The sequence below is a fragment of the Edwardsiella sp. EA181011 genome (assembly GCF_000800725.1).
In the GTDB taxonomy this organism is placed as follows: domain Bacteria; phylum Pseudomonadota; class Gammaproteobacteria; order Enterobacterales; family Enterobacteriaceae; genus Edwardsiella; species Edwardsiella anguillarum.
This window is the reverse complement of sequence record NZ_CP011364.1, coordinates 141,850-163,178: the sequence shown is the minus strand read 5'-3', so window position 1 is coordinate 163,178 and position 21,329 is coordinate 141,850. Positions and strand designations below refer to the sequence as shown.

Sequence of the window (21,329 nt, the reverse complement as noted above, 5' to 3'; positions counted from 1 at the left end):
GCAGGGATTCTGCCAGGCAGAGATCGCCCCTCCATCCTCTATCATAGTTGTTCCTGGGCACCCTATGGGCGGAAATAATCTCACTTTTAGCCCAAGCGGGATGAAAGGCGCGGGAAAGTCTCTTCCCGCCGAGGGTTAGCTGTTGCGGCCCGCGCTGTAAGAAAGGGCGGCGGCGGGGCGCTCGCTCTTATGAAACAGCGAACGATGCAGGATTTTATCGGCGATGCTATAGCCGGGCGGCAGCTCACGCTGCAGCACCTGCAACGCCAGCGCCTGCTGTTCGGGGCGTGCCAGACGTACCACCAGTCCCTCTCTGTCCGGCGTGATGCTGGTGATACTGACGCCGTTCTCGTCCAGCTTTTGATAGACAAAAAAGCCGTCGGGCGTGGCCAGGCCGCTGTGGGTTGCCCGGATCTGTAGGGAGACCTCTTTATGGCCCAGCTGCGGTAAGATCACCGCCGTGAGAGCGGCGACGATGAACAGCAGCAGGCCTAACATGCGTTTCCAGCCCGGCCGGCGGGTAAATGGCTGTGAGTTTGCCTGGTTCACGTCATTTCCTCGGGCTTTTACCGGTAGCATGGGCGTGCTTTTTTCGCCACAGCACCAGCAGAGAACCGCACAGGCCAAAGACCAGCAGCACCAGCGGCAGCAGCATCAGCAGGTTCATCAGCTGATCCTCATAGCGCAGGAACAGCGGCGTTTTGCCGAGCACATAGCCCAGGGAGCTCAAGATCAACACCCACAGCAGGCCGCTTATCCAGTTGAAGAACTGGAAGCGCGGACCGTTCAGCCCGGAGAGGCCGGCAATCAGCGGCAGAAGGGTGCGGACGAAGGCGAGAAAGCGCCCAATCAACAGCGCGGCCAGACCATGACGATGGAACAGCTGGTGGGCTCGCTGATGGTAGTGGGCGGGCAGATGTGAAAGCCATTTCTGAACTAAGTGGGTATTGCCCAGCCAGCGACCCTGCAGGTAACCCACCCAGCAGCCGAGGCTAGCGGCAGAGGTCAGCACCAGCAGCGTCAGCGGAAAATCCATGGTATCGCGGGCGATCAGCACCCCGACCAAAATAAGCAGACTGTCCCCGGGCAGGAAGGCCGCCGGCAACAGGCCGTTTTCCAGGAAGAGGATCACGAACAGAATGCCGTAAATCGTCCAGACCAGCGAAGGGTTCGCCAGCGTTTCATAGTCCTGATGCCACAGGGCAGTGATTAATTCTCTAATAATATCCATCGCGAATTCCTAGCAGAAACCTCGGAGAACGTTTGCCGGTCTGGCGCAGTGATAGCGCCGGGCGATCCGCTAACGTATCACCTGATACAACACTGTTAAGTTAGGCGAGCGTTGGGTGATAGGTGACCTGCCCGCGGTAAAGGATATTACTCTCCTTCCAGCCCCCCAGCCGATTTTGGTGGGGCGGTAGCTGTAGGGTTCGCAGCAGAATGCGCGATAGGCGCGCATAGTGGCCGTTGTTGCCTGGCGCCTGGGGGCGATAGGGCTGGCGGGTCTCCGGCGGCGGGACATCCGGTGGGATAAGGCCGTTGCGCACCACCTCGCTGCCGCCGCAGATATGCAGTCGGATCAGCGCGGTGATCTTACGATTGTGCGGTATTCGGCTCAGGCAGTGGCTTCCCGCCGGATCGCGGTAGTTTTCGCTGAAGACAGCCGTATTGCAGGGAAACTGGCTCAGCGGAAGCGTGGTGACGGCCTGGGAATGCCATGTCCCTATTTTGCCGATGGCCGTGGCGGCCCAGCAACACAGTAACAGCAGCAGAGAGGCAGAGGTTACACGCTTCAATATTTTGTCGTTTCCGGATACAGACAGAAAAACAGGCGCTCACTTTAGCAAAATCGCCCACCTGGAGACAGCACAAAATGGGGATTTCCTGGCCAAATCAGGTGAAATCCGATGTTTTTTATCCGGCGGTTTTGTCCTACAAATTCGCCGGAATGGACTGATATGGCGGGGATTATCCGCTGCCAGCGCGCCAGGCGCTGCGGGACAGTAACAGATAGTAACCTGCGCTCACGGCCGCCATACACAGGATCAGGTTAAGTACGACGTTCAGCATCGCCTTCACCAAAAAACCTTCGCTAAACAGGGCGAACGTATCGAAAGAGAAGGTGGAAAAGGTGGTCAGCGCGCCGAGAAAGCCAACGCCGATCAGTGGGCGCCAGTGCGGCGCGATCAGGGTACCGCTCTCCAGCATCGAGACCAGCGCACCCATGATGAAGCAGCCAATGATGTTGACCGTGAGCGTGGCGTAGGGGAAACCGCTACCAAACCACGAACCGAACCAATTGGTGATTTGAAAACGGCTAATGGCTCCGAGAGCGCCGCCGCAGGCGACGACCAGCAGCGTGAGACCATAATTCATGGCAGACTCCTTTACAAATCTAAGCTGGGGGAATGCGCAGGCCACGGAAAACGATCTCGCCGGGCAAACGCATGCCGCCCATTAATGGGAAACACACCTTTTGCCAGGCGTCATCAGCACAGGATTAGGCGAGGTCGCTCGCTACGACGGCAGTGCGACCCCTATCGGCTCGCGCTGCCGGCTATCCCCGGCGGTTTTTAATTCATTTTTCGAATTAAAGGTGGAACACCATCACCGGTGGATATTATAGGAGCCTATTTATCTCAGATACAATGGGAATTACTTACCGCCGTTGGCTACCGCGTCAAGATGCACGACGGGGTTCTCGGCAAATAGGTAGCGATCGACGTTGAACTCAAAGTCGTCTGTGGTGGCGTGGAACAGCATCTGCTTGGTGTTCTCCAAGTGTTGCCACATGGCGATCTTGGCGCCATAGGGATCTTTACGGATCAGCGCTTTGAGAATTTTATCGTGATCCTCGCACCAGCTTTCGATCGATTTGTCATCGATATGCTCGTGCAGCTTTAACCAGTAGGGATTATGGGTACGCTGGCTCCACATCTTTTCTACGATGGTGGCCATGGCGCTGTTCTGGGTCGCCAGCGCCACCTGAACGTGGAACTTGAGATCCCACTCCGAATCGCGGAATCGATCCTCCTGGCGCGCCCGCTCCTGAATCTCCATCAGCGCGACAATATCCTGTTTGGTGACCTGGGTGGCGGCAAATTCGGCGATATTGCTTTCAATAAGCTGGCGCGCCTGCAGCAGTTCGAACGGCCCGGCGCTGGCGAACTCAATGGCGTTGTCCGGCTGGATCAGCGATTTGGGTTGATTATTGATGACATGAATGCCGGAGCCTTTACGCACCTCAACGTAGCCTTCGACCTCCAGCATGATGATGGCCTCCCGCACGACGGTACGGCTGACGTCCATCTCTTCGGCGATAAAACGCTCGGCGGGCAGCTTATCGCCGACGGGATAAACGCCGCCTTCAACGCGCTGTTTCAGTTCGGCGGCAAGCTGTTGGTAGAGTCTCGTGCATTCCATATTCGTGCTCGGCTAGGGTTGGTAACGCGGGTGGCTCGCTGCCACAGTGCGAGTTGTTATACCACTTTCATCGTGCAGCCACCAGCGGCAAGGATACAGAGTGTGAGCCTTCGTGGACAAAACCCGTGGGGAGAAGGATCCGCCCGCGGGCGGATCCTGTGATATCGATAGGTTAGGCGTTTGAGTTAGCCGGACGGGGGATCGGCTGCAGATCGTTGGCGGTACGGTTTTGCAGTACGGTCCAGATGATCAGGGCGCCCAGCAGATCAAAGACGGCCAGGGCAGCGAACAGCGGGCTGAAGCCCAGGGTATCGGCCAACGCACCGACCACCAGGGCAAACAGGGTACTGGCGGTCCAGGCCGCCATGCCGGTCAGGCCGTTGGCCGTGGCGACCTCATTGCGGCCAAAGACATCGGAGGAGAGCGTGATCAGCGAGCCGGAGAGCGCCTGATGGGCAAATCCTCCGACACACAGAAGGGCGATCGCGATATACGGGCTGCTGAATAGACCGATCATGCCGGGGCCAATCATCAGTACGGCACCCATGGTGACGACCAGCTTACGGGAGACGATCAGGTTGACGTTGAAATACTTCTGAAACAGCGGCGGTAGGTAGCCGCCGATGACGCAGCCCAGATCGGCGAACAGCATCGGCATCCAGGCGAACATGGCGATCTCTTTCAGATTGAAACCGTAGGCCTTAAACATAAATAGCGGGATCCAGGCGTTAAAGGTGCCCCAGGCCGGCTCTGCCAGGAAGCGGGGCAGGGCGATGCCCCAAAACTGGCGGTTGCGCAGAATCTGCCAGGCTGACATGCGGGTGGCGTTATCGCCCTTATGCTGAGCCTCTTGGCCGCTCAGAATGTACTGGCGCTCTTGGTCGCTCAGGCGCTTTTGATCCTTGGGCTGCTTGTAGAAGATAAGCCAGCCGATCGCCCACAGCAGGCTCAGGCTACCGGTAATGATAAAGGCCATTTCCCAGCTGTGGACCATGATGGCCCAGACCACCAGCGGTGGTGCAATCATACCGCCGATAGAGGAGCCGACGTTGAAATAACCGACGGCTATCGAGCGCTCTTTGGCCGGGAACCACTCTGACGAGGCTTTCAGACCCGCCGGGATCATGGCGGCCTCGGCCATCCCTACCGCGCCGCGGGCGATGGCCAGCCCACCCCAGCTGTTGGCCAGCGCCGTTCCCATGCAGAACAGCGCCCAGAGTACAGCAAAGACCGCATAGCCGACTTTGGTACCCAATAGATCCAGCACATACCCGGCCACGGGTTGCATGATGGTATAGCAGGCAGAATAGGTCGCGATGATATAGGAGTACTGTTGGGTTGTGATATGCAGGGTGTCTTCCAGCGCGGGCGCGGCCACGGCAATGGCGTTGCGCGTCAGATAGCCTAGCACCGTACCAATGGTGACTAAGCCGATCATGTACCAGCGTAATCCTTTAATTTTACGCATTTAAACTCTCTCCCCGTTTAATGTATTACCGATAGTGCACGCATGACGGATACGGGGCGGCCGAGACCCATATCCGCATCGGCGGTGCGATCGTTCACTTTCCTGCTGGAAAGACATGGTTGGCGTATACCGAGCGCTCCCGTGGCCCTGACAGTGGCCGGGGGGGCGTGCGGAGATCTCCGCGACGGTATGCCGGTGGATGATTGGCCAAACCACAATGGGCTAAATTGGTTGACCTACAGCCGAGTTAGTGCGACGGCTAAGATAACTTGTCATACAGATTCAAAGGTTGAGAGCTATCACAAAAACCATAATTGGATTGCTGAATAATAATTGGGAGGAACAACGGTAGTGAAAGTGAGCTGGATGGCGCTTTTAGCACCGTGATGTGACGTTTTTTGTCATGCAGTCCGCAATCCTGGATAAAGTTCTGGACTAACTTTAAAATTGGTGTGATAACTTCCGCTAGCGCACCCCGTGCGAGTGCATCAACCGCATCTGAGGAACCCCGATTATGTCTCCATTTTTGACCGAAGATTTTTTGCTTGATACCGAATTTTCCCGCCGTTTGTACCACGATTACGCGGCAGAACAGCCTATTTTCGATTATCACTGCCACCTTCCGCCGGAGCAGATCGCCGAAAACCATCGTTTCAAAAACCTGTATGACATCTGGCTGAAGGGGGACCACTACAAGTGGCGCGCGATGCGTACCAACGGGGTCACGGAGCGTTTTTGCACCGGCGAGGCCAGCGATCGCGAGAAGTTTCAGGCTTGGGCCGAGACGGTGCCGCATACCATCGGTAATCCGCTATACCACTGGACCCATCTGGAGCTGCGCCGCCCCTTCGGCATCACCGATACGCTGCTGTCTGCCGCGACGGCCGAGGATATTTGGGCCCGCTGCAACCGAATGCTGGCGGAGGATAGCTTTACGGCGCGCGGCATTATGGGCCAGATGAATGTGAAGATGGTGGGCACCACCGACGATCCGATCGACGATCTGCGTCATCACCGGACGATCGCCGCCGACAGTAGCTTTACCACTAAAGTGCTGCCGAGCTGGCGCCCGGATAAAGCGTTTAACATCGATGCCGCGCTGTTCTCTGACTATATTGCGCAGCTGGGCGCCGTGGCCGACGTCGATATCACCCGCTTTGCCGATCTGTGTCAGGCGTTGAAGGTGCGCATGGATTACTTTGCCGCCCACGGTTGTAAGGTCTCTGACCACGCGCTGGATGTGGTGGTCTACGGCGAGGCGGATGATGCGACCCTGGATGGGATCCTGGCCCGCCGCCTGTGCGGTGGTACGCCGAGCGAGACCGAGGTTGCACAGTTCAAGACGGCTGTGCTGCTGTTCTTGGGCGGCGAATATCAGAAGCGCGGCTGGGTGCAGCAGTACCATATCGGCGCGCTGCGCAACAACAATACGCCGATGTTTGAGCGTCTGGGGCCGGATATCGGCTTTGATTCGATTAACGATGCGCCGGTCGCGCAGCCGCTGTCGCGCCTGCTGGATGCCCAGAGCCGTAACGGCGGACTGGCAAAAACGATTCTGTACTGTCTGAACCCGCGCGATAACGAAGTGCTGGGAACCATGATCGGCAATTTCCAGGGCGAGGGGATGCCTGGCAAGATGCAGTTTGGCTCGGGCTGGTGGTTTAACGATCAGAAGGACGGTATGCAGCGCCAGATGACGCAGTTGGCGCAGCTGGGGCTGCTGAGCCGCTTTGTGGGAATGCTTACCGATAGCCGCAGCTTCCTCTCCTATACCCGCCATGAGTATTTCCGCCGCATCCTGTGCCAGATGATCGGCCGCTGGGTCGCGCAGGATGAGGCGCCAGCCGATATCGCCCTGTTGGGTAGCATGGTGAAAAACATCTGCTTCGACAACGCGAAAAACTACTTTGCCATTGAGCTGTAATCGCTGACCTACGGCAGCCGGCGTTCGCCGCCCGCTGCCGCTGAATCCAAATTTGACTGTTACGGGCCGCCGCAGGGCGGAGGGCCCGCTATTGAGGTGGCTCCTGATGCAAACCCTAAACCGTCGTGACTTTCCTGGCCGCCAGCACCCGGATAAAGTGATCCAGTTTGGCGAGGGCAACTTCCTGCGCGCCTTCGTCGACTGGCAGCTGGATCTGTTAAATGAACATACCGATCTGGATGCGGGGATCGTGGTGGTCCGCCCGATCGACGGTGATTTCCCGCCGTCGCTGAACCGTCAGGACGGCCTGTATACCACCATCGTGCGCGGCTTGAATGGACGGGGCGAGGCGGTATCGGTCAGCCGGGTGATCCGCAGCGTTAACCGAGAATTGAACGTCTATCGCGAGTTTGATGCATTTCTGGCGCTGGCACGCGATCCGAATATTCGCTTTGTCTTCTCCAATACCACGGAGGCGGGCATCAGCTATGCGCCGCAGGATCGCCTGGGCGATACGCCGCCTTCCAGCTTCCCGGCCAAGCTGACGCGTCTGCTGTATGAGCGCTTTTGCCACTTCGACGGCGCCGCGGATAGAGGCTGGGTGCTGCTGCCCTGTGAACTGATCGATTATAACGGTGGGGCCTTACACGAGCTGGTGCTGCGCTACGCCGAGCAGTGGGATCTGCCGCCGGCGTTCACCGTCTGGTTGAACGAGCACAATACGTTTTGCTCAACCCTGGTTGACCGTATTGTCACCGGATATCCGCGTGATGAGGCCTCGTCACTGTGCGGTGAACTCGGCTACCAGGATAGCTTCCTGGATACCGCAGAATACTTCTATCTGTTTGTTATTCAGGGGCCGCAGTGGCTGGCGCAGGCGCTGTGCCTGGATGCCTATGCCGCCGCGCAGGGGCCGTTGAATATCCGTATCGTAGAGGATATTCGTCCTTATAAAGAGCGTAAGGTGGCGATTTTGAACGGTGCGCATACGGCGCTGGTTCCGGTGGCCTACCTGGCCGGCCTGGATACCGTGGGTCAGAGCATGGACGATGCCCTGGTGGCCGCGTTTGTGACGCAGACGATCGCTCAGGAGATCGTCCCGCAGCTGGATCTGCCCGCCGAGGAGCTGAACGCCTTTTCCGCGGCGGTGATTGCACGCTTTCGTAATCCCTATATTCAGCACCAGCTGCTGTCGATAGCGCTGAATGGGATGACCAAATTCCGAACCCGGATCCTGCCGCAGCTGCTCTCTTACCGCGCCTGCCGGAATGCGGTGCCGGTACGCCTGAGCTTTGCGCTGGCGGCGCTGATCGCCTTTTACCGCGGCGAGCGCGACGGCTTGCGCTATCCGCTGCAGGATGATGCCCATTGGCTGGATTTTTACGCCGCCGGCTGGCAGGCGGTGCGCGCAGGGGAGCAGACGCTGGAGCAGCTGGTCAGCGCGGTGTTGGCGCAGTCGGCGCACTGGGGCGAGGATCTCAACCGTATCCCCGGGCTGACGCAGCAGGTGAGCGGCGCGCTGCTGGCGATTGAACAGCAGGGAATGCGCGCCGCGCTGAGCGCGCTGCTGGCATCATCTTGTTAACGGAGCGGACCGAGTCATATGCAAAGCATCATTAAGATTCACCCTCAGGATAACGTGGCGGTCGCCCTGCGCGATCTCGCGTCCGGAGAGACGATAGCGCTGGACGACGGGGCGCTGACGCTGCGCGACGCGGTGCCGCGCGGGCACAAGGTCGCGCTGTGCCGCCTGGCGCCGCAGGCGATGGTGATTAAGTATGGTCTGCCGATCGGCCATGCGCTTACGGCCATCGCCGCCGGCGATCACGTGCATGCCCATAACCTGCGTACCAACCTCAGCGATCTGGACAGTTACCAGTATCAGCCGGACTTCGCCGCGCCGACGGTGCAGCCGGCGGATCGCGCGATATCCCTGTATCGGCGCGCCAGCGGCGAGGTGGCCATCCGCAATGAGCTGTGGATCCTGCCGACCGTCGGCTGCGTCAATGGCATGGCTCGCCAGATGCTGCAGCGCTTTCTGCGCGAAAGTGACGGGGCGCCGGAGATCGATGGCGTCCATCTGTTTACCCATCCGTTCGGTTGTTCACAGCTGGGCGATGATCACCAGAATACCCGCACCCTGCTGCAGAATATGGTGCGCCACCCGAACGCCGGCGGCGTTCTGGTGGTCGGGCTCGGCTGTGAGAATAACCAGATCGCGGCGTTTCGTGAGACGCTGGGCGACTATGATCCGGCGCGGGTGCGTTTTCTGGTATGCCAGCAGCAGGATGATGAGGTTGATGCCGGGACTGAGGCGCTGCATGAGCTGTATGGCGTCATGCGCGGCGATCGGCGGGAGCCGGGTCGCCTCAGCGAGCTGAGGTTCGGTCTGGAGTGCGGCGGCTCGGACGGCTTCTCCGGCATCAGCGCCAATCCGTTGCTGGGGCGCTTTTCCGACTATGTGATAGCCCACGGCGGTACCAGCGTACTGACCGAGGTCCCGGAGATGTTCGGCGCGGAGCGGATCTTGATGAGTCGCTGCCGCGATGGGGAAACCTTTGAAAAGACGGTAGCGATGGTCAACGATTTCAAACGCTACTTCATCGACCATCAGCAGCCGATCTATGAGAATCCCTCGCCGGGCAACAAGGCCGGCGGCATCACGACCCTGGAGGAGAAATCCCTCGGCTGTACGCAAAAGGCTGGGCAGAGCCAGGTGATGGATGTACTGCGCTACGGTGAGCGCCTGCGTATGCCGGGGCTGAACCTGCTCAGCGCGCCGGGAAACGATGCGGTCGCCACCAGTGCGTTGGCCGCTGCCGGGTGTCATATGGTGCTGTTTAGTACCGGCCGCGGTACGCCCTACGGCGGCTTTGTGCCGACGGTGAAGCTGGCGACCAATACGCCGCTGGCGGCGAAGAAACCGCACTGGATAGATTTTGACGCCGGTCAGCTGCTGCAGGGCAAGCCGATGGAGCTGCTGCTGAGCGAGTTTATCGATCTGATTGTGGCGATCGCCGACGGCAGACAGACCTGTAACGAGAAGAATGACTTTCGTGAGCTGGCCATCTTTAAAAGCGGCGTAACGCTGTAACCGCCGTCGGATCGCGGGAGGCGCTGCGGGGCGGGCTCCCGCCCCTTAAGGGATTAACGCTATGAACGGTGAGCTTCTGTTTGCCCAGGGGGTAGGCGTCGTCGCCTTTCTGGTCGGGATTACGACGTTCTTCAACCGCGATGAGCGTCGTTTCCGTCTGCAGCTGGCGCTGTACAGCGCGATCATCGGTGCCCATTTTTTTCTGATGGGCGCCAGCGCCGCCGGGATGAGCGCCGAGCTGAACGCGATCCGTTCGGTGGTGGCGACGCGCACACGCAATGTCTGGATTATGGCGCTATTTATTGCGCTGACCCTCGGGCTGGGCGGCTGGGAGCTGAAGCACCCGGTTGAAGTTCTGCCTATCGTGGGGACGATTGCTAGCACCTGGGCGCTGTTCCGCTGCCGCGGCCTGACCACCCGCTGTGTCATGTGGTGCTCCACCGCCTGCTGGGTGATCCACAATCTGTGGCTGGGCTCGCTGGGGGGCTCGCTGATCGAGGGCAGTTTCCTGCTGATCAATGGCTACAACATCGTCCGCTTTTACCGCATGCAGCGGCGCGGCATCGATCCCTTCCGCTCGTAGCCGTCAGTGAAACGTCTTCGGGCTAAACTCGAGATCCCACGGGCTTGCCGCGGCTTTCAGGCGGTGAAGAAACGGGCGCCGCGGCGCCCGTTATGCTATGCCATGGGGTGAGGTTATCCCAGCTCTGCGGCGCTATCGCCGGTGCTCTCCTCTGCCGCCATGCAGGCGGCCGCGGTGAACAGGACGTCCGTCGAGGAGTTGAGCGCGGTTTCGCAGGAGTCCTGCAGTACGCCGATAATAAAGCCGACCGCGACGACCTGCATGGCGATATCGCTACTGATGCCAAACAGGCTGCAGGCCAGCGGGATCAGCAGCAGGGAGCCGCCGGCAACCCCGGAGGCGCCGCAGGCGCAGACCGCCGCCACCAGGCTGAGCAGCAGCGCCGTCGGCAGATCGACGCTGATCTCCAGCGTATGCGCCGCCGCCAGCGTCAGGACGGTGATGGTGATGGCCGCGCCGGCCATATTGATGGTGGCGCCCAACGGAATGGAGACCGCATAGGTATCCTCATTGAGCCTCAGCTTCTTGCACAGCTCCATGTTGACCGGGATGTTGGCGGCCGAGCTACGGGTAAAGAACGCCGTCAGACCGCTTTCACGCAGGCAGGTGAAGACCAGCGGATAGGGATTCCGTCGGATTTTCCAAAACACGATGAGGGGGTTGAGGACCAGGGCGACCAGCAGCATGGCGCCGATCAGCACCATCAGCAGGTGGGCGTAGCCCCACAGGGCGTCAAACCCGGTTTCAGCCAGCGTCGAGGAGACCAGTCCGAAGATACCCAGCGGGGCAAAGCGGATCACCACGCGAACGATAAAGGTGACGCCGTAGGAGAGGTCGCCCACCACGCGTTTGGTGGTGTCTGAGGCATGGCGTAGGGCGACGCCCAGACCGATGGCCCAGGCCAGGATACCGATGAAGTTGCCGTTGGCCAGGGCGCGGAATGGGTTATCCACGACGTTCATCAGCAGGGACTGCAGCACCTCGACGATCCCGCCCGGCGGGGTGATATCGTTGGTGTGGCTGACGAGCGCCAGCTGCGACGGGAAGGCGAAGCTGACCACCACGGCTACCAGTGCGGCGGCGAATGTGCCAAGCAAATACAGCAGCACGATAGGCCGCATGTTGGTTTTCTGTCCCTGACGGTGGTTGGCGATGGAGGCCGCCACCAGAATGAAGACCAGCACCGGCGCGACGGCTTTCAGGGCGCTGACGAACAGCGTACCCAGCAGCCCGGCGGCGATGGCGCCGGATTGGGAGAACGAAGCCAGCGCGATCCCCAGTACCAGCCCTACCAGGATCTGTCCGACCAGGCTACCGCGCGTAATGAAACGCACGAATCCAGATTGTCTTTCCATAATCGATTACCCACTTGTTATATTTTTGGATTGCATGTCACGGATGCAATCTGTAACTAAATGTGCTTGCCACCCCAGTATAGGGAAATCGACCCAATAGGGAACGCTGAATTTATAAAATTCTGTCGCTGCACCGTAAATTTAACTCAAATTCTACTTTTTATTATATTTATTAACTATGGCGGCGAAATGCAGGGAAAAAAGCCAACCTTGCTCACATGGCAATTAGTGGCATTAGAATAATTCACTAAAAAATTACCTATATATAAGAATTATTCTATAGGGGTTGGCGGGGTTTCTGACGTTTTGTCAGGGATAGCTCCCCGGTATTAGCATACCGGGGAAGATGAGTTATCGGGGGAGTGCGCTGCGCGGCGATGGTTGACCCAGGCGTTAATCAGCAGGGTCAGCGCCAGGATTCCGGCGACGATACCCAGGGAGAAGGCGATGGGAATATGGTAGAAATCGACGATCAGCATCTTGATGCCGATGAAGGTCAGAATGGCCGCTAGCCCGTACTTTAACAGCGTAAAGCGCTCGGCCACACCGGCCAGCAGGAAGTACATGGCACGCAGTCCCAGAATGGCGAACAGGTTGGAAGTCAATACCAGGAACGGATCGGTGGTCACGGCAAAGATCGCCGGAATGCTGTCGACGGCAAAGATCACGTCGCTCAGCTCGACCAGGATCAGCACCAGCAGCAGTGGGGTGGCGAACAGCGTACCGCTGCGGCGAGTAAAGAAGTGCTCGCTTTCAATGCTGTCGGTCATCCGCAGGTGGCGGCGCAGCCAGCGCACCAGCGGGCGGTCGCCGAGATCGCCTTCGTCATCGTGGGCCATGGCCATCTTAACGCCAGTAAATAGCAGGAAAGCGCCGAACAGGTAGAGGATCCACTGGAACTGGGTCACCAGCCAGCTACCGGCGAAGATCATTACGGTACGCAGGATGATTGCCCCCAGTACACCGTAGACCAGCACCCGGCGCTGCATGCTGGCCGGAACGGAGAAATAGCTGAACAGCATTAGCCAGACAAAGACGTTATCGACCGCCAGCGCCTTTTCGATCAAATAGCCGGTGAGGAATGCCAGCGCCTGCTGATCGGCGGCCGCGCGACCTAGGGTTTCACTCAGATAGAGCCAAAGACCGGCGTTGAACAGCAGCGCCAGGCTGACCCAGACCAGCGACCAGACGGCGGCCTGACGCATGGTCATCGCCTGGGCACCGCGCCGCCCCTGCAGCAGTAGATCGATAGCCACCATAATCAGGATAATCAGGGCGAAGCTCCCCCATAGCCAGGGGGTGCCAACAGAGTTGAGCATGGAAGTCTCCTGTAAGGTTAATCAATAACGGGTGTCGGAGGGCGTACACCGTGCGTGCATTTATTAACCACGCGTTGCCTGTACCTCGCCTTCCGGCAAGGTCTCACTTACAACGCATCCACGGGCGGGAGCCCGCGGGGTTGCCCGGTAACCGGGTGCTGCGCACCGTAATGACGATTAACCGGCAAATAAGAAGTTACTCCCCTTTGCTGCGCAGAAAATAATGCAAAATGTGTCATTGGTCAATCCCTGTGCGCTGTTCCGGATAGGCATGAACCGCTGTTCTCTCAGATCGAGATGGCATAAGTAATCAGGGGGGCGCCCCATGCATCGCCAGGCGGAAGCCGCTATAGTGCCTGTTGGATAAGAGAAGGGTGGCAATGTCATGGCAGTTGCAAGAAAAACCAATCCACTGGCGATAGCGGGCCTGATCGCCCTGACGCTGATCTGGAGTTACAGCTGGATTGCGATGAAACAGGTAACACAGTATATCGGGGCGTTCGACTTTACCGCACTGCGCTGCGTCTGCGGCGCGCTGCTACTGCTGCTGGTGCTGCGACTGCGCGGGCGTGGTATGCGGCCGACGCCGTTTGGCTATACGCTGGCCATCGCGCTGCTGCAAACCTGCGGTATGGTCGGACTGGCCCAGTGGGCGCTCATGAGCGGCGGCGCCGGCAAGGTGGCGATCTTGAGCTATACCATGCCGTTTTGGGTGGTGATCATGGCCGCCCTGTTTCTTGGCGAACGGATGCGGCGCCTGCAGTATGCCGCGATTGCGGTGGCGGCCCTGGGATTGCTGCTGGTGCTGCAGCCGTGGAAGCTAGATCTCTCCTCGCTGCAAAGTGCGCTGCTGGCGGTGCTCTCCGGCATCAGCTGGGGGGCGAGCGCCATCGTGGCTAAGCGGATGTACGCCCGCTATCCGGGCGTTGATTTGCTGGGGCTAACAACCTGGCAGATGCTGTATGCCGCCGTGGTGATGAGCGTGGTGGCTTGGCTGGTGCCGCAGCGCAGCGTGGACTGGCAGCCCTATGTGTTCTGGGCGTTGGCCTACAGCGCGATTCTGGCGACGGCGCTGGCCTGGAGTCTGTGGCTGTTCGTGTTGAAAAATCTGCCGGCCGGGATCGCTAGCCTGAGCACCCTGGCGGTACCGGTCTGCGGGGTGCTGTTTTCCTGGTGGCTGCTGGGAGAGAACCCCGGTCCGGTCGAGGGGAGCGGTATTGTGCTGATCGCGCTGGCGCTGGCGGCGATTAGCATCAAGAGGCAGGGGCCCCAGGCGCAGAGCACCCGTCGATAGCGCTGGGCCGGCCGCCGTCGGCGGCCGGCGCGGCATCAGGCGCGATCGGCGGGAAATACTACCCCGGTTTGGCGGCGTATCTCGTCCAGCAGGCGGGCCGTGCTGAGCGCACGGGCGATCCCCGCGTGGGCCACCCGGCCCTCCCGTATCAGGCGGGCGAAGGCCTGCGCTTCATACTCCATGGTATTTTCACGCTGAACGACGCCTATCTCTTGCGCCGCGCCGCCGCGCGGGATCAGAGTTACCCGTTGGCATTGGGAGAGGTGCTCGATCACCAGGCTGCCCTCCTCGCCCTGGATCTCGCTGGGCAGCGCCGAATCGCTGACCTTGGAGTGAAACAGTACGACCTCAAAGCCGGGATAGCGCATGGCGACGTGGCCGTGGGCGTCAACGCCGGAGTCCAGCAGTACCGCTCCGGCGCTCACCCGCTGCGGCTCGCCGAACAGCGCGACGCCGCTGGCCAGGCAGTAAAAACCGATATCCATGATAGATCCGTTGGAAAAGGCCGGGTTAAAGGTATTGGGGTTTTCACCGTTGAGATAGCGGGGATAGCGGGAGGAGTATTGGCAGTAGTTGAGAAAGGCTTTGCGCAGGCGCCCAAGGCGCGGCAGCGCGCTACGGATGACGTCAAAGTTGGGCAGATAGGCGGTTTTAAAGGCTTCGAACAGAACGACGCCGTTGGCGCGGGCGCAGTCGAACGCGCGCTGGGCTTCCGCGTGGGTGGAGGCCAGCGGTTTCTCACAGATGACGTGCTTGCCATGGCGCAGCATCAGCAGCGTCTGGGCGCAGTGCAGGGCGTTGGGGCTGGCGATATAGACCGCGTCGACCTCCGGGCTGCAGGCCAGCGCCTCAAGGCTGTCGAAGCAGTGCACCGCTCCGTAGGGCGCGGCAAAATCGGCGGCCTGCTCCAGGCGGCGTGAATAGACGGCGCTGAGGCGATACTGGCCGCAGGCCAGCGCGGCATCGACAAAGCGCTGGGTAATCCAGTTGGTTCCGATGATAGCGAGGCGGATCATGACAGTCTCCCTGAGGATAAAAATTACCCGTCAGGCTAACACACTCGCTGTACGATCAATATACGCTTCCCTCAACATCCAGGCAGGTCAGGTAGAGCCGGGCATCAAACTCCAGCTGGTGATAGTCGGGCTCCATATGGCAACACAGGCTGTAGAAGGCCTTGTCGTGATTTTTTTCGCGCAGGTGGGCCAGTTCGTGCACCACGATCATCCGCAGCAGGGCCTCCGGCCCCTGACGGAACAGGCTGGCGATACGGATTTCTGCCTTGGCCTTCAGTCGGTTGCCCTGGACGCGGGATATGGCGCTGTGTAGGCCGAGCGCCTGTTGGATCACCTGAATGCGGCTATCGTACTGTACCCGGCTGAGGGGCGGGGTATTGCGCATGTAGCGATTTTTCAGGCTTTGTGCATAGTCATATAAGGCCCGGTCAGTCGTGATCGCATGGCGTTCGGGGTAGCGACGGCGCAGCGTATCGCCCAGGCGCCTGTGCTCCAACAGGGTACGAACCTGCGCCAGCAGGGGCTCCGGATAGCCGGCAAGGTAACTCAGGTGCGTCATTTGGCCCTCCTTCAGGTACAATGGCGGGCTATTGTACTTTATGCCCGCCTACGGCGGGGCACTTTTGCGGAGGGGCGATGAGCCAACTCGAATCCAGCGCCGGTTGTCCGGCTATCACCGGCCTGACGCTGGCGCGTTTTCCCCGTCAGTCTGACGATCCTTCCCTGCAGGCCTGGGAGGCCGCAGACGAATACCTGCTGCAGCAGATCGATCCGAGCCAGACGCAGGGACGCCCGACCATCATCTTTAACGATGCCTTTGGTGCGCTGGCCTGCGCTCTGCACGATCTGCGTCCCTACTCGGTGAGCGACTCCTACGTCAGCCAGCTGGCGACGCGCCATAATCTGCAGCTTAACGAGCTGGACGAGGATGCCATTACCCTGTTAGACAGCCTGAGCCCGCTGCCGGAGGCCCCCGCGCTGGTGGTGATTAAGCTGCCTAAAATGCTGGCGCTGCTGGAGCAACAGCTGCATGCGCTGCATGCGCTGCGGGCGGTGGTCGCGCCGGATACCCGCATTATCGCCGCGGCCAAGGCGCGCGATATTCATACCTCGACCCTACAGCTGTTTGAGTCGATCCTGGGGGAGACGCATACCTCTCTGGCGTGGAAAAAGGCCCGTCTGATTTACTGTCAGGTGGGCGAGCGTACGGTGGCGCCGGCGCCGGCTACGACCGTTTGGTCGCTGGAGGGGACGCCTTACACCATGCATAATCATGCAGGTGTCTTCTCCCGTGGCAGCCTGGATATCGGCGCGCGCTTTTTCCTGCAGCATCTGCCGGAGGGGCTACAGGGCGAGGTGGCCGATCTGGGCTGTGGCAACGGCGTGCTAGGGCTGGCGGCGCTGAGCGGCAGCCCGCAGGCGCGGGTGCTGTTTGCCGATGAATCCTATATGGCGGTGGCTTCGGCGCACCTGAACGTGCAGCATAACCGTCCGCAGGATTTGGCGCGCTGTGAGTTCTGGGTCGGTAACGGGCTGGCGGGGCGCGAAGGCGGCACGCTGGACGCCGTGCTGTGTAACCCGCCGTTCCATCAGCAGCATTCGATTACCGATCAGGTGGCGTGGGACATGTTCGTCGCCGCGCGTCGCTGTTTGAAGCGCAACGGGGCGCTGTATATCGTCGGTAACCGTCACCTGGATTATTATCCGAAGCTGCGTCGCCTGTTTGGCAACTGCGCTACCCTGGGAATGAACCGTAAATTTGTGGTGCTCAAGGCGGTGAAAACGGCCTGAATATCGCGTCAGAGTTAAATAAACAATCATGGAAAGTGAATAGATATTGGTTGTAGTGTAACTTTTGGTTATGCTGAACGCGGTTATCCCCATTTCGCCGTTATCCCAATATTGTCTTCCGGCTCGACCGATCCGGGGCTGCCTTCGCATCGGTCGGGCCGGAAAAAGAAAAGGACTTTGCCATGGATCGTCGCACCCTGCTTAAATCCTCCGTCGCCCTGCTGGGCGCGCTGTCGCTCTCTGGCCCGGGCGCGCTGGCCCGGGCGCAGTCTGTCGCCCCAGGGCCCTCCGCGCCCGATGCTGACCATCCGCTGGCGCTGAATTTTAACGAGAATGCCCTCGGCATGTCGGCCCAGGCGCGCCAGGCGATCGCCGCCGCGTTGCCCGGGGCCTTTCGTTATCCCGATGCGGCGCGGGAGGCGCTGATTGCCGCGCTGGCCAGCGAGATGGCGCTGACGCCGGCCCACCTGTCGTTGGGCAATGGCTCCTCGGAGTGTATTCGTGCCATTCTGCAGGCGCAGGCGATCGCCGCACAGCGCCAGGGAAGGGCGGTGCAGCTGGTGGTGCCGGATCCCACCTTTAACTACGCAGAGCTGTATCTGCAGCCGCTGGGGGTCGAGGTGGTCAAGGTGCCGCTGGATGCGCAGCTGGGGTTCCCGCTGGCGGAGATGCAGCGGCGCACCCGCGCGTTTAGTGGCCTGTCGCTGGTCTATCTGTGTAACCCGAACAATCCGACGGCGACCCTCACCTCGGCCGATGCGCTGGCGGCGTGGATCACTCAGGCGCCGCCGGATACCTTCTTTGTCATCGATGAGGCCTATGCCGAGTTTGTCAGCGATCCGGCCTTTCGCAGCGCCGTGACACTGGTGCAGGCGGGGCATGAGAATCTATTGGTGACGCGCACGTTCTCTAAGCTGTACGCGCTGGCCGGGCTGCGGGTGGGCTATGGGGTCGCGGCGCCGTCGGTCGCCGCGCAGAGTGAGGCGTTGATGTCGCTGGATAATACCAACAGCGCAGGCGCCACTGCGGCGCTGGCCTCCCTGCAGGACCGCGTCTTCGTGGAGCACAGCCGTAAGACTATGGATCTCTCGCGCAGATCGTGTGCGCGGCGCTGGATGAGCTGAAGCTGGCCTATCTGCCGTCGCAGGCCAACTTTATTTTTCATCAGGTTAACGGTGATGCCGCGCGTTACCAGGCGCGAATGAAGCAGCACCATATCCTGGTCGGCCGCCCCTTCCCTCCGTTAAATAACTGGAACCGTCTGACGCTGGGGACGCCGCAGGAGATGCAGCTGTTTGTCGCGCAGCTACACGCGTTCCGCCGTCAGGGATGGGTCTGAGCCCTGGAGAGACTTAGCGCGCGTCGGCGGGCGCGTCGCTTACCAGCGCAGCGTGACCTGAAACCCTCCGTCCGGCGCGTGGCTGAACTGTACCTGCATCCCATGCAGGGAGGCTATCTGACGGACGATGGAGAGACCCAGTCCACTGCCGGTTTTTTCCTGGCCCGGCGGACGGTAGAAGCGCTCGCCCAAGCGCTGCAGCACGGCGTCGCTGACGCCGGCGCCGTTATCGGTGATCTGCAGGCTGTGGCTGGTCAGCCGCAGGGTGACCTGGCTGCCCGCCGGGCTGTAGCGGATCGCGTTATCCAGTAGGTTGCGGAGCAGCAGAGAGAACAGCAGCGGCTGGATACGCCGGCATACCCTGGGATCGTCTACCGATAGTGCCAGGGCGACCCCTGCGGCATGGGCCTTCGCGTCCATGTCGATCACCGCCGTCTGTAGGAGCTCGGCCAGTGCCCGCGGCTGCACATCATCCAGCTGGGATAGCGAGTCGAGGCGCGATAGGGTCAACAGCTGATCCACCAGGCGGGTCGCGCGATCGATCCCCTGCTCCAGCTGGCCCAGCGCGCGCTGACGTAGGGCGATATCATCCTGCGCCAGCTGTACCACTTCGGCCTGAACTCGCAGCGCCGCCAGCGGGGTTCGCAGCTCATGGGCCGCGTCAGAGGTAAAGCGCCGCTCGCGCACCATCTGCGCGTTGGTACGGGCAAATAGGGTGTTGAGTGATTCGACCACCGGCCAGACCTCGCTGGGAATGGCATCGCGGGGTAACGGGGTGGCATCGTCCGGGCGCCGTCGCCCCAGCGCCGCCGCCAGGCGGTGCAAGGGCGCCAGCCCGCGGCTGACCACCAGCAGCAGCAGGATCACCATGACCGGTAGCGCAACCAGCCAAGGCACCATCTGCGCCCCGACGATGCTCAGCGCCATGTCGTTGCGATAGTCCCACTCCTGGCCGACTAAAATCCGGTAGCGTCCGTCCGGGGTGGTGAGCCACAGCAGCCGCCAGCTGTCATCGTCGTTATCCAGATAGCCATCGGTAAAGCCGTCCCCCTGGTAGCGATACACCAGATTATCGCCGTTGTCCCCGTCGTTGAGCAGCATGCGTCCATCGGCGTTGAAGATGGCGAAGGCCAGCGCGTCCTTATCCTGATCGCCGCGGTGTTTGCGTAGCAAATCATGGCTTTGTGGCAGCTGCAGCGGGTGCTTTAGCTGGCTGAGATCGAAGGCCAGCAGGCGTTTGGCAAACAGCATCTGCTGGGTGTCGAACAGCTCGTTGAGCGCGTCGCGCGTCTGATACCAGGTCAGGATGCTGGCGCTGCTCCAGACCAGCAGTACCAGGATCAAAAAGCCGCCGGTCAGCCTGGCGCGCAGGCTGTGGGTCAGCTGGCGGGACAGATGGCGCATCAGGCGTCTCCCAGCGTGTAGCCGACGCCGTGCACGGTGCGGATAAAGTGGCTGCCCAGCTTGCGGCGCAGATGGTGAATGTGGACCTCGACGGCGTTGCTGGAGACATCGTCATCCCAACTGTAGAGCTTCTCCTCGATCAGCGAGCGCGGCAGTACGCGCCCAGCGTTGCGCAGCAGCAGCTCCAGCAGGGCAAACTCCTTGGGTTTTAGCGGTAGCGACGCGCCGTCGAGGGTGGCGGTGAGGCTCAGGGGATCGAGGCTCACCGCGCCGTGGCTGAGCAGGGTTTGGGCCTGACCGTGGTTGCGGCGGATCAGGGCCTGCAGGCGTGCGGCGACCTCGATCAGGGCGAAGGGCTTACACAGGTAGTCGTCTGCGCCCTGCTGTAGCCCGATTACCCGCTGCTCCAGGGCATCGCGGGCGGTCAGGATCAGAACCGGCTCCGCGTGCCCCGCCTCGCGCCAGCGGCGCAGGATTTCCAGCCCATCGATGCCCGGCAGGCTCAGGTCGAGGATCACGGCGTCATAGGGCGCGCTCTCCAGCGCCGTCATACCCTGCAGCCCATCGGTAAACCAGTCCAAGCTAAATCCCATCTTACTCAATCCGGCTTTAATGCCGTCGCCGATCAGGCGATCGTCTTCAATTAACAGTACGCGCATATGCTCATTTTCCCTTGACTACTGCGCCTGATTTAACCGTGTGGCAAGCGTTTTGTACAGCGTTAGCGCTGCGTAATCGGGCACTATCGGCGGTGATAAAAAAAATTGGGCGCTATGATACATACTTAAGATCTTGTTAAGGACTGTTTGGTGTAATGCACTCATCGGCAGTCAGCGAGGCTGCTTTCTGAATTCCATAACGGGAGAACAATGATGAAAAAAAGTGCTGCTATTTTCGCTATTCTGGCCCTGTGCAGTGCACCGGTTCTGGCTCAGACAGGTGGATTCTCTGGCCCGGGTACGACGCAACAGGTTCAGAATACCCAGCAGAGCGGCGGCTTTGTCGGCGGCCAGCAGGCGGTGACTACCGTGGCGAAGGCGAAAGATCTCAACGATAACAGCTGGGTTGTGCTGCAGGGCAACATTGAACAGCGCGTGCGCGGCGACCACTACACTTTCCGCGATGCCACCGGTACCATTGAAGTTGAGATCGACCACAAGTACTGGAACGGGCAGACCGTAACGCCGAAAGACAAGGTGGAGATCCAGGGTGAGGTCGACAAAGATTGGAACACCACCAAGATCGATGTTAAGCGCCTACATAAGATGAACTGATTAATGCAGCGAAGGTGAGCATGGCGGCGCCGTCCCGGTTGGACG

At 60.3% G+C, this 21,329-nt stretch carries 19 protein-coding genes and 1 pseudogene; 8 read left to right on the top strand and 12 right to left on the bottom strand.

Annotated elements, in window-relative coordinates; genetic code table 11:
* Nucleotides 1-135: 135 nt before the first annotated feature.
* The 6 genes from mzrA to QY76_RS00735 all read right to left on the bottom strand — a co-directional run bounded on the left by mzrA (nucleotide 136) and on the right by QY76_RS00735 (nucleotide 4,891).
* On the bottom strand, nucleotides 136-549 hold the full coding sequence (mzrA, locus tag QY76_RS00760) for an EnvZ/OmpR regulon moderator MzrA (protein ID WP_071844091.1): 414 nt from the start codon (nucleotides 547-549) through the stop codon (nucleotides 136-138).
* Between the two features lies 1 nt (nucleotide 550).
* A complete protein-coding gene (locus tag QY76_RS00755) occupies nucleotides 551-1,231 on the bottom strand; it encodes a DedA family protein (protein WP_012847303.1) in 681 nt (226 codons plus the stop codon).
* 100 nt (nucleotides 1,232-1,331) lie between these two features.
* Nucleotides 1,332-1,796 (bottom strand): hypothetical protein, encoded by a 465-nt coding sequence (locus QY76_RS00750; RefSeq protein ID WP_034162860.1) that lies wholly within the window; start codon nucleotides 1,794-1,796, stop codon nucleotides 1,332-1,334.
* Nucleotides 1,797-1,968: 172 nt separating this feature from the next.
* Entirely contained in the window at nucleotides 1,969-2,376 is a 408-nt protein-coding gene (crcB, locus tag QY76_RS00745) for a fluoride efflux transporter CrcB (RefSeq protein ID WP_045425376.1), read from the bottom strand.
* Nucleotides 2,377-2,655: 279 nt separating this feature from the next.
* Nucleotides 2,656-3,423, bottom strand: a complete 768-nt coding sequence (gene exuR, locus QY76_RS00740) for a transcriptional regulator ExuR (RefSeq protein ID WP_012847307.1) — start codon at nucleotides 3,421-3,423, stop codon at nucleotides 2,656-2,658.
* Between the two features lie 172 nt (nucleotides 3,424-3,595).
* The gene (locus QY76_RS00735; protein ID WP_045425373.1) at nucleotides 3,596-4,891 is read right to left on the bottom strand and encodes an MFS transporter; all 1,296 of its coding nucleotides are present in this window, start codon (nucleotides 4,889-4,891) and stop codon (nucleotides 3,596-3,598) included.
* 514 nt (nucleotides 4,892-5,405) lie between these two features.
* Here QY76_RS00735 and uxaC point away from each other — a divergent pair.
* The 4 genes from uxaC (at nucleotide 5,406) to QY76_RS00715 (ending at nucleotide 10,492) form a co-directional block, all read left to right on the top strand.
* The gene (gene uxaC, locus QY76_RS00730) at nucleotides 5,406-6,815 is read left to right on the top strand and encodes a glucuronate isomerase (protein ID WP_045425370.1); all 1,410 of its coding nucleotides are present in this window, start codon (nucleotides 5,406-5,408) and stop codon (nucleotides 6,813-6,815) included.
* A gap of 106 nt (nucleotides 6,816-6,921) precedes the next feature.
* Nucleotides 6,922-8,400 (top strand): tagaturonate reductase, encoded by a 1,479-nt coding sequence (locus QY76_RS00725; RefSeq protein ID WP_045425367.1) that lies wholly within the window; start codon nucleotides 6,922-6,924, stop codon nucleotides 8,398-8,400.
* A gap of 18 nt (nucleotides 8,401-8,418) precedes the next feature.
* Nucleotides 8,419-9,909, top strand: a complete 1,491-nt coding sequence (locus QY76_RS00720) for a UxaA family hydrolase (protein ID WP_034162855.1) — start codon at nucleotides 8,419-8,421, stop codon at nucleotides 9,907-9,909.
* Nucleotides 9,910-9,970: 61 nt separating this feature from the next.
* Entirely contained in the window at nucleotides 9,971-10,492 is a 522-nt protein-coding gene (locus tag QY76_RS00715; protein WP_034162854.1) for a YgjV family protein, read from the top strand.
* Between the two features lie 113 nt (nucleotides 10,493-10,605).
* On the opposite strand, the gene sstT is transcribed toward QY76_RS00715, so the two are convergent.
* Nucleotides 10,606-11,847, bottom strand: coding sequence for a serine/threonine transporter SstT (sstT, locus tag QY76_RS00710; protein WP_034162853.1), 1,242 nt, complete (start codon nucleotides 11,845-11,847; stop codon nucleotides 10,606-10,608).
* A gap of 329 nt (nucleotides 11,848-12,176) precedes the next feature.
* The gene (locus QY76_RS00705) at nucleotides 12,177-13,166 is read right to left on the bottom strand and encodes a TerC family protein (protein ID WP_049648743.1); all 990 of its coding nucleotides are present in this window, start codon (nucleotides 13,164-13,166) and stop codon (nucleotides 12,177-12,179) included.
* A 385-nt stretch (nucleotides 13,167-13,551) separates the two neighbouring features.
* On the opposite strand from QY76_RS00705, the gene QY76_RS00700 reads away from it, so the two are divergent.
* Entirely contained in the window at nucleotides 13,552-14,460 is a 909-nt protein-coding gene (locus QY76_RS00700) for a DMT family transporter (protein WP_034162851.1), read from the top strand.
* A gap of 35 nt (nucleotides 14,461-14,495) precedes the next feature.
* On the opposite strand, the gene QY76_RS00695 is transcribed toward QY76_RS00700, so the two are convergent.
* Nucleotides 14,496-15,476 (bottom strand): Gfo/Idh/MocA family protein, encoded by a 981-nt coding sequence (locus tag QY76_RS00695; protein ID WP_034162850.1) that lies wholly within the window; start codon nucleotides 15,474-15,476, stop codon nucleotides 14,496-14,498.
* A gap of 55 nt (nucleotides 15,477-15,531) precedes the next feature.
* Nucleotides 15,532-16,035, bottom strand: a complete 504-nt coding sequence (locus QY76_RS00690; protein ID WP_034162848.1) for a M48 family metallopeptidase — start codon at nucleotides 16,033-16,035, stop codon at nucleotides 15,532-15,534.
* Between the two features lie 77 nt (nucleotides 16,036-16,112).
* Between QY76_RS00690 and rlmG the strand changes: the two genes are divergently transcribed.
* Nucleotides 16,113-17,267 (top strand): 23S rRNA (guanine(1835)-N(2))-methyltransferase RlmG, encoded by a 1,155-nt coding sequence (rlmG, locus tag QY76_RS00685; protein ID WP_049648742.1) that lies wholly within the window; start codon nucleotides 16,113-16,115, stop codon nucleotides 17,265-17,267.
* A gap of 182 nt (nucleotides 17,268-17,449) precedes the next feature.
* A pseudogene (locus QY76_RS00680) lies at nucleotides 17,450-18,606 on the top strand (histidinol-phosphate transaminase).
* Between the two features lie 39 nt (nucleotides 18,607-18,645).
* Here the strand turns inward: QY76_RS00680 and qseC are convergent.
* The gene (gene qseC, locus QY76_RS00675) at nucleotides 18,646-20,010 is read right to left on the bottom strand and encodes a quorum sensing histidine kinase QseC (protein WP_034162845.1); all 1,365 of its coding nucleotides are present in this window, start codon (nucleotides 20,008-20,010) and stop codon (nucleotides 18,646-18,648) included.
* Complete coding sequence (qseB, locus tag QY76_RS00670) at nucleotides 20,010-20,669, bottom strand: quorum sensing response regulator transcription factor QseB (RefSeq protein WP_034162844.1); 660 nt, start codon at nucleotides 20,667-20,669, stop codon at nucleotides 20,010-20,012. The genes qseC and qseB overlap by 1 nt, the downstream gene beginning before the upstream one ends.
* Before the next feature lie 213 nt (nucleotides 20,670-20,882).
* Here qseB and QY76_RS00665 point away from each other — a divergent pair, with 213 nt between their 5' ends.
* The gene (locus QY76_RS00665) at nucleotides 20,883-21,284 is read left to right on the top strand and encodes a YgiW/YdeI family stress tolerance OB fold protein (RefSeq protein ID WP_034162843.1); all 402 of its coding nucleotides are present in this window, start codon (nucleotides 20,883-20,885) and stop codon (nucleotides 21,282-21,284) included.
* The last annotated feature ends 45 nt before the right edge of the window (nucleotides 21,285-21,329 follow it).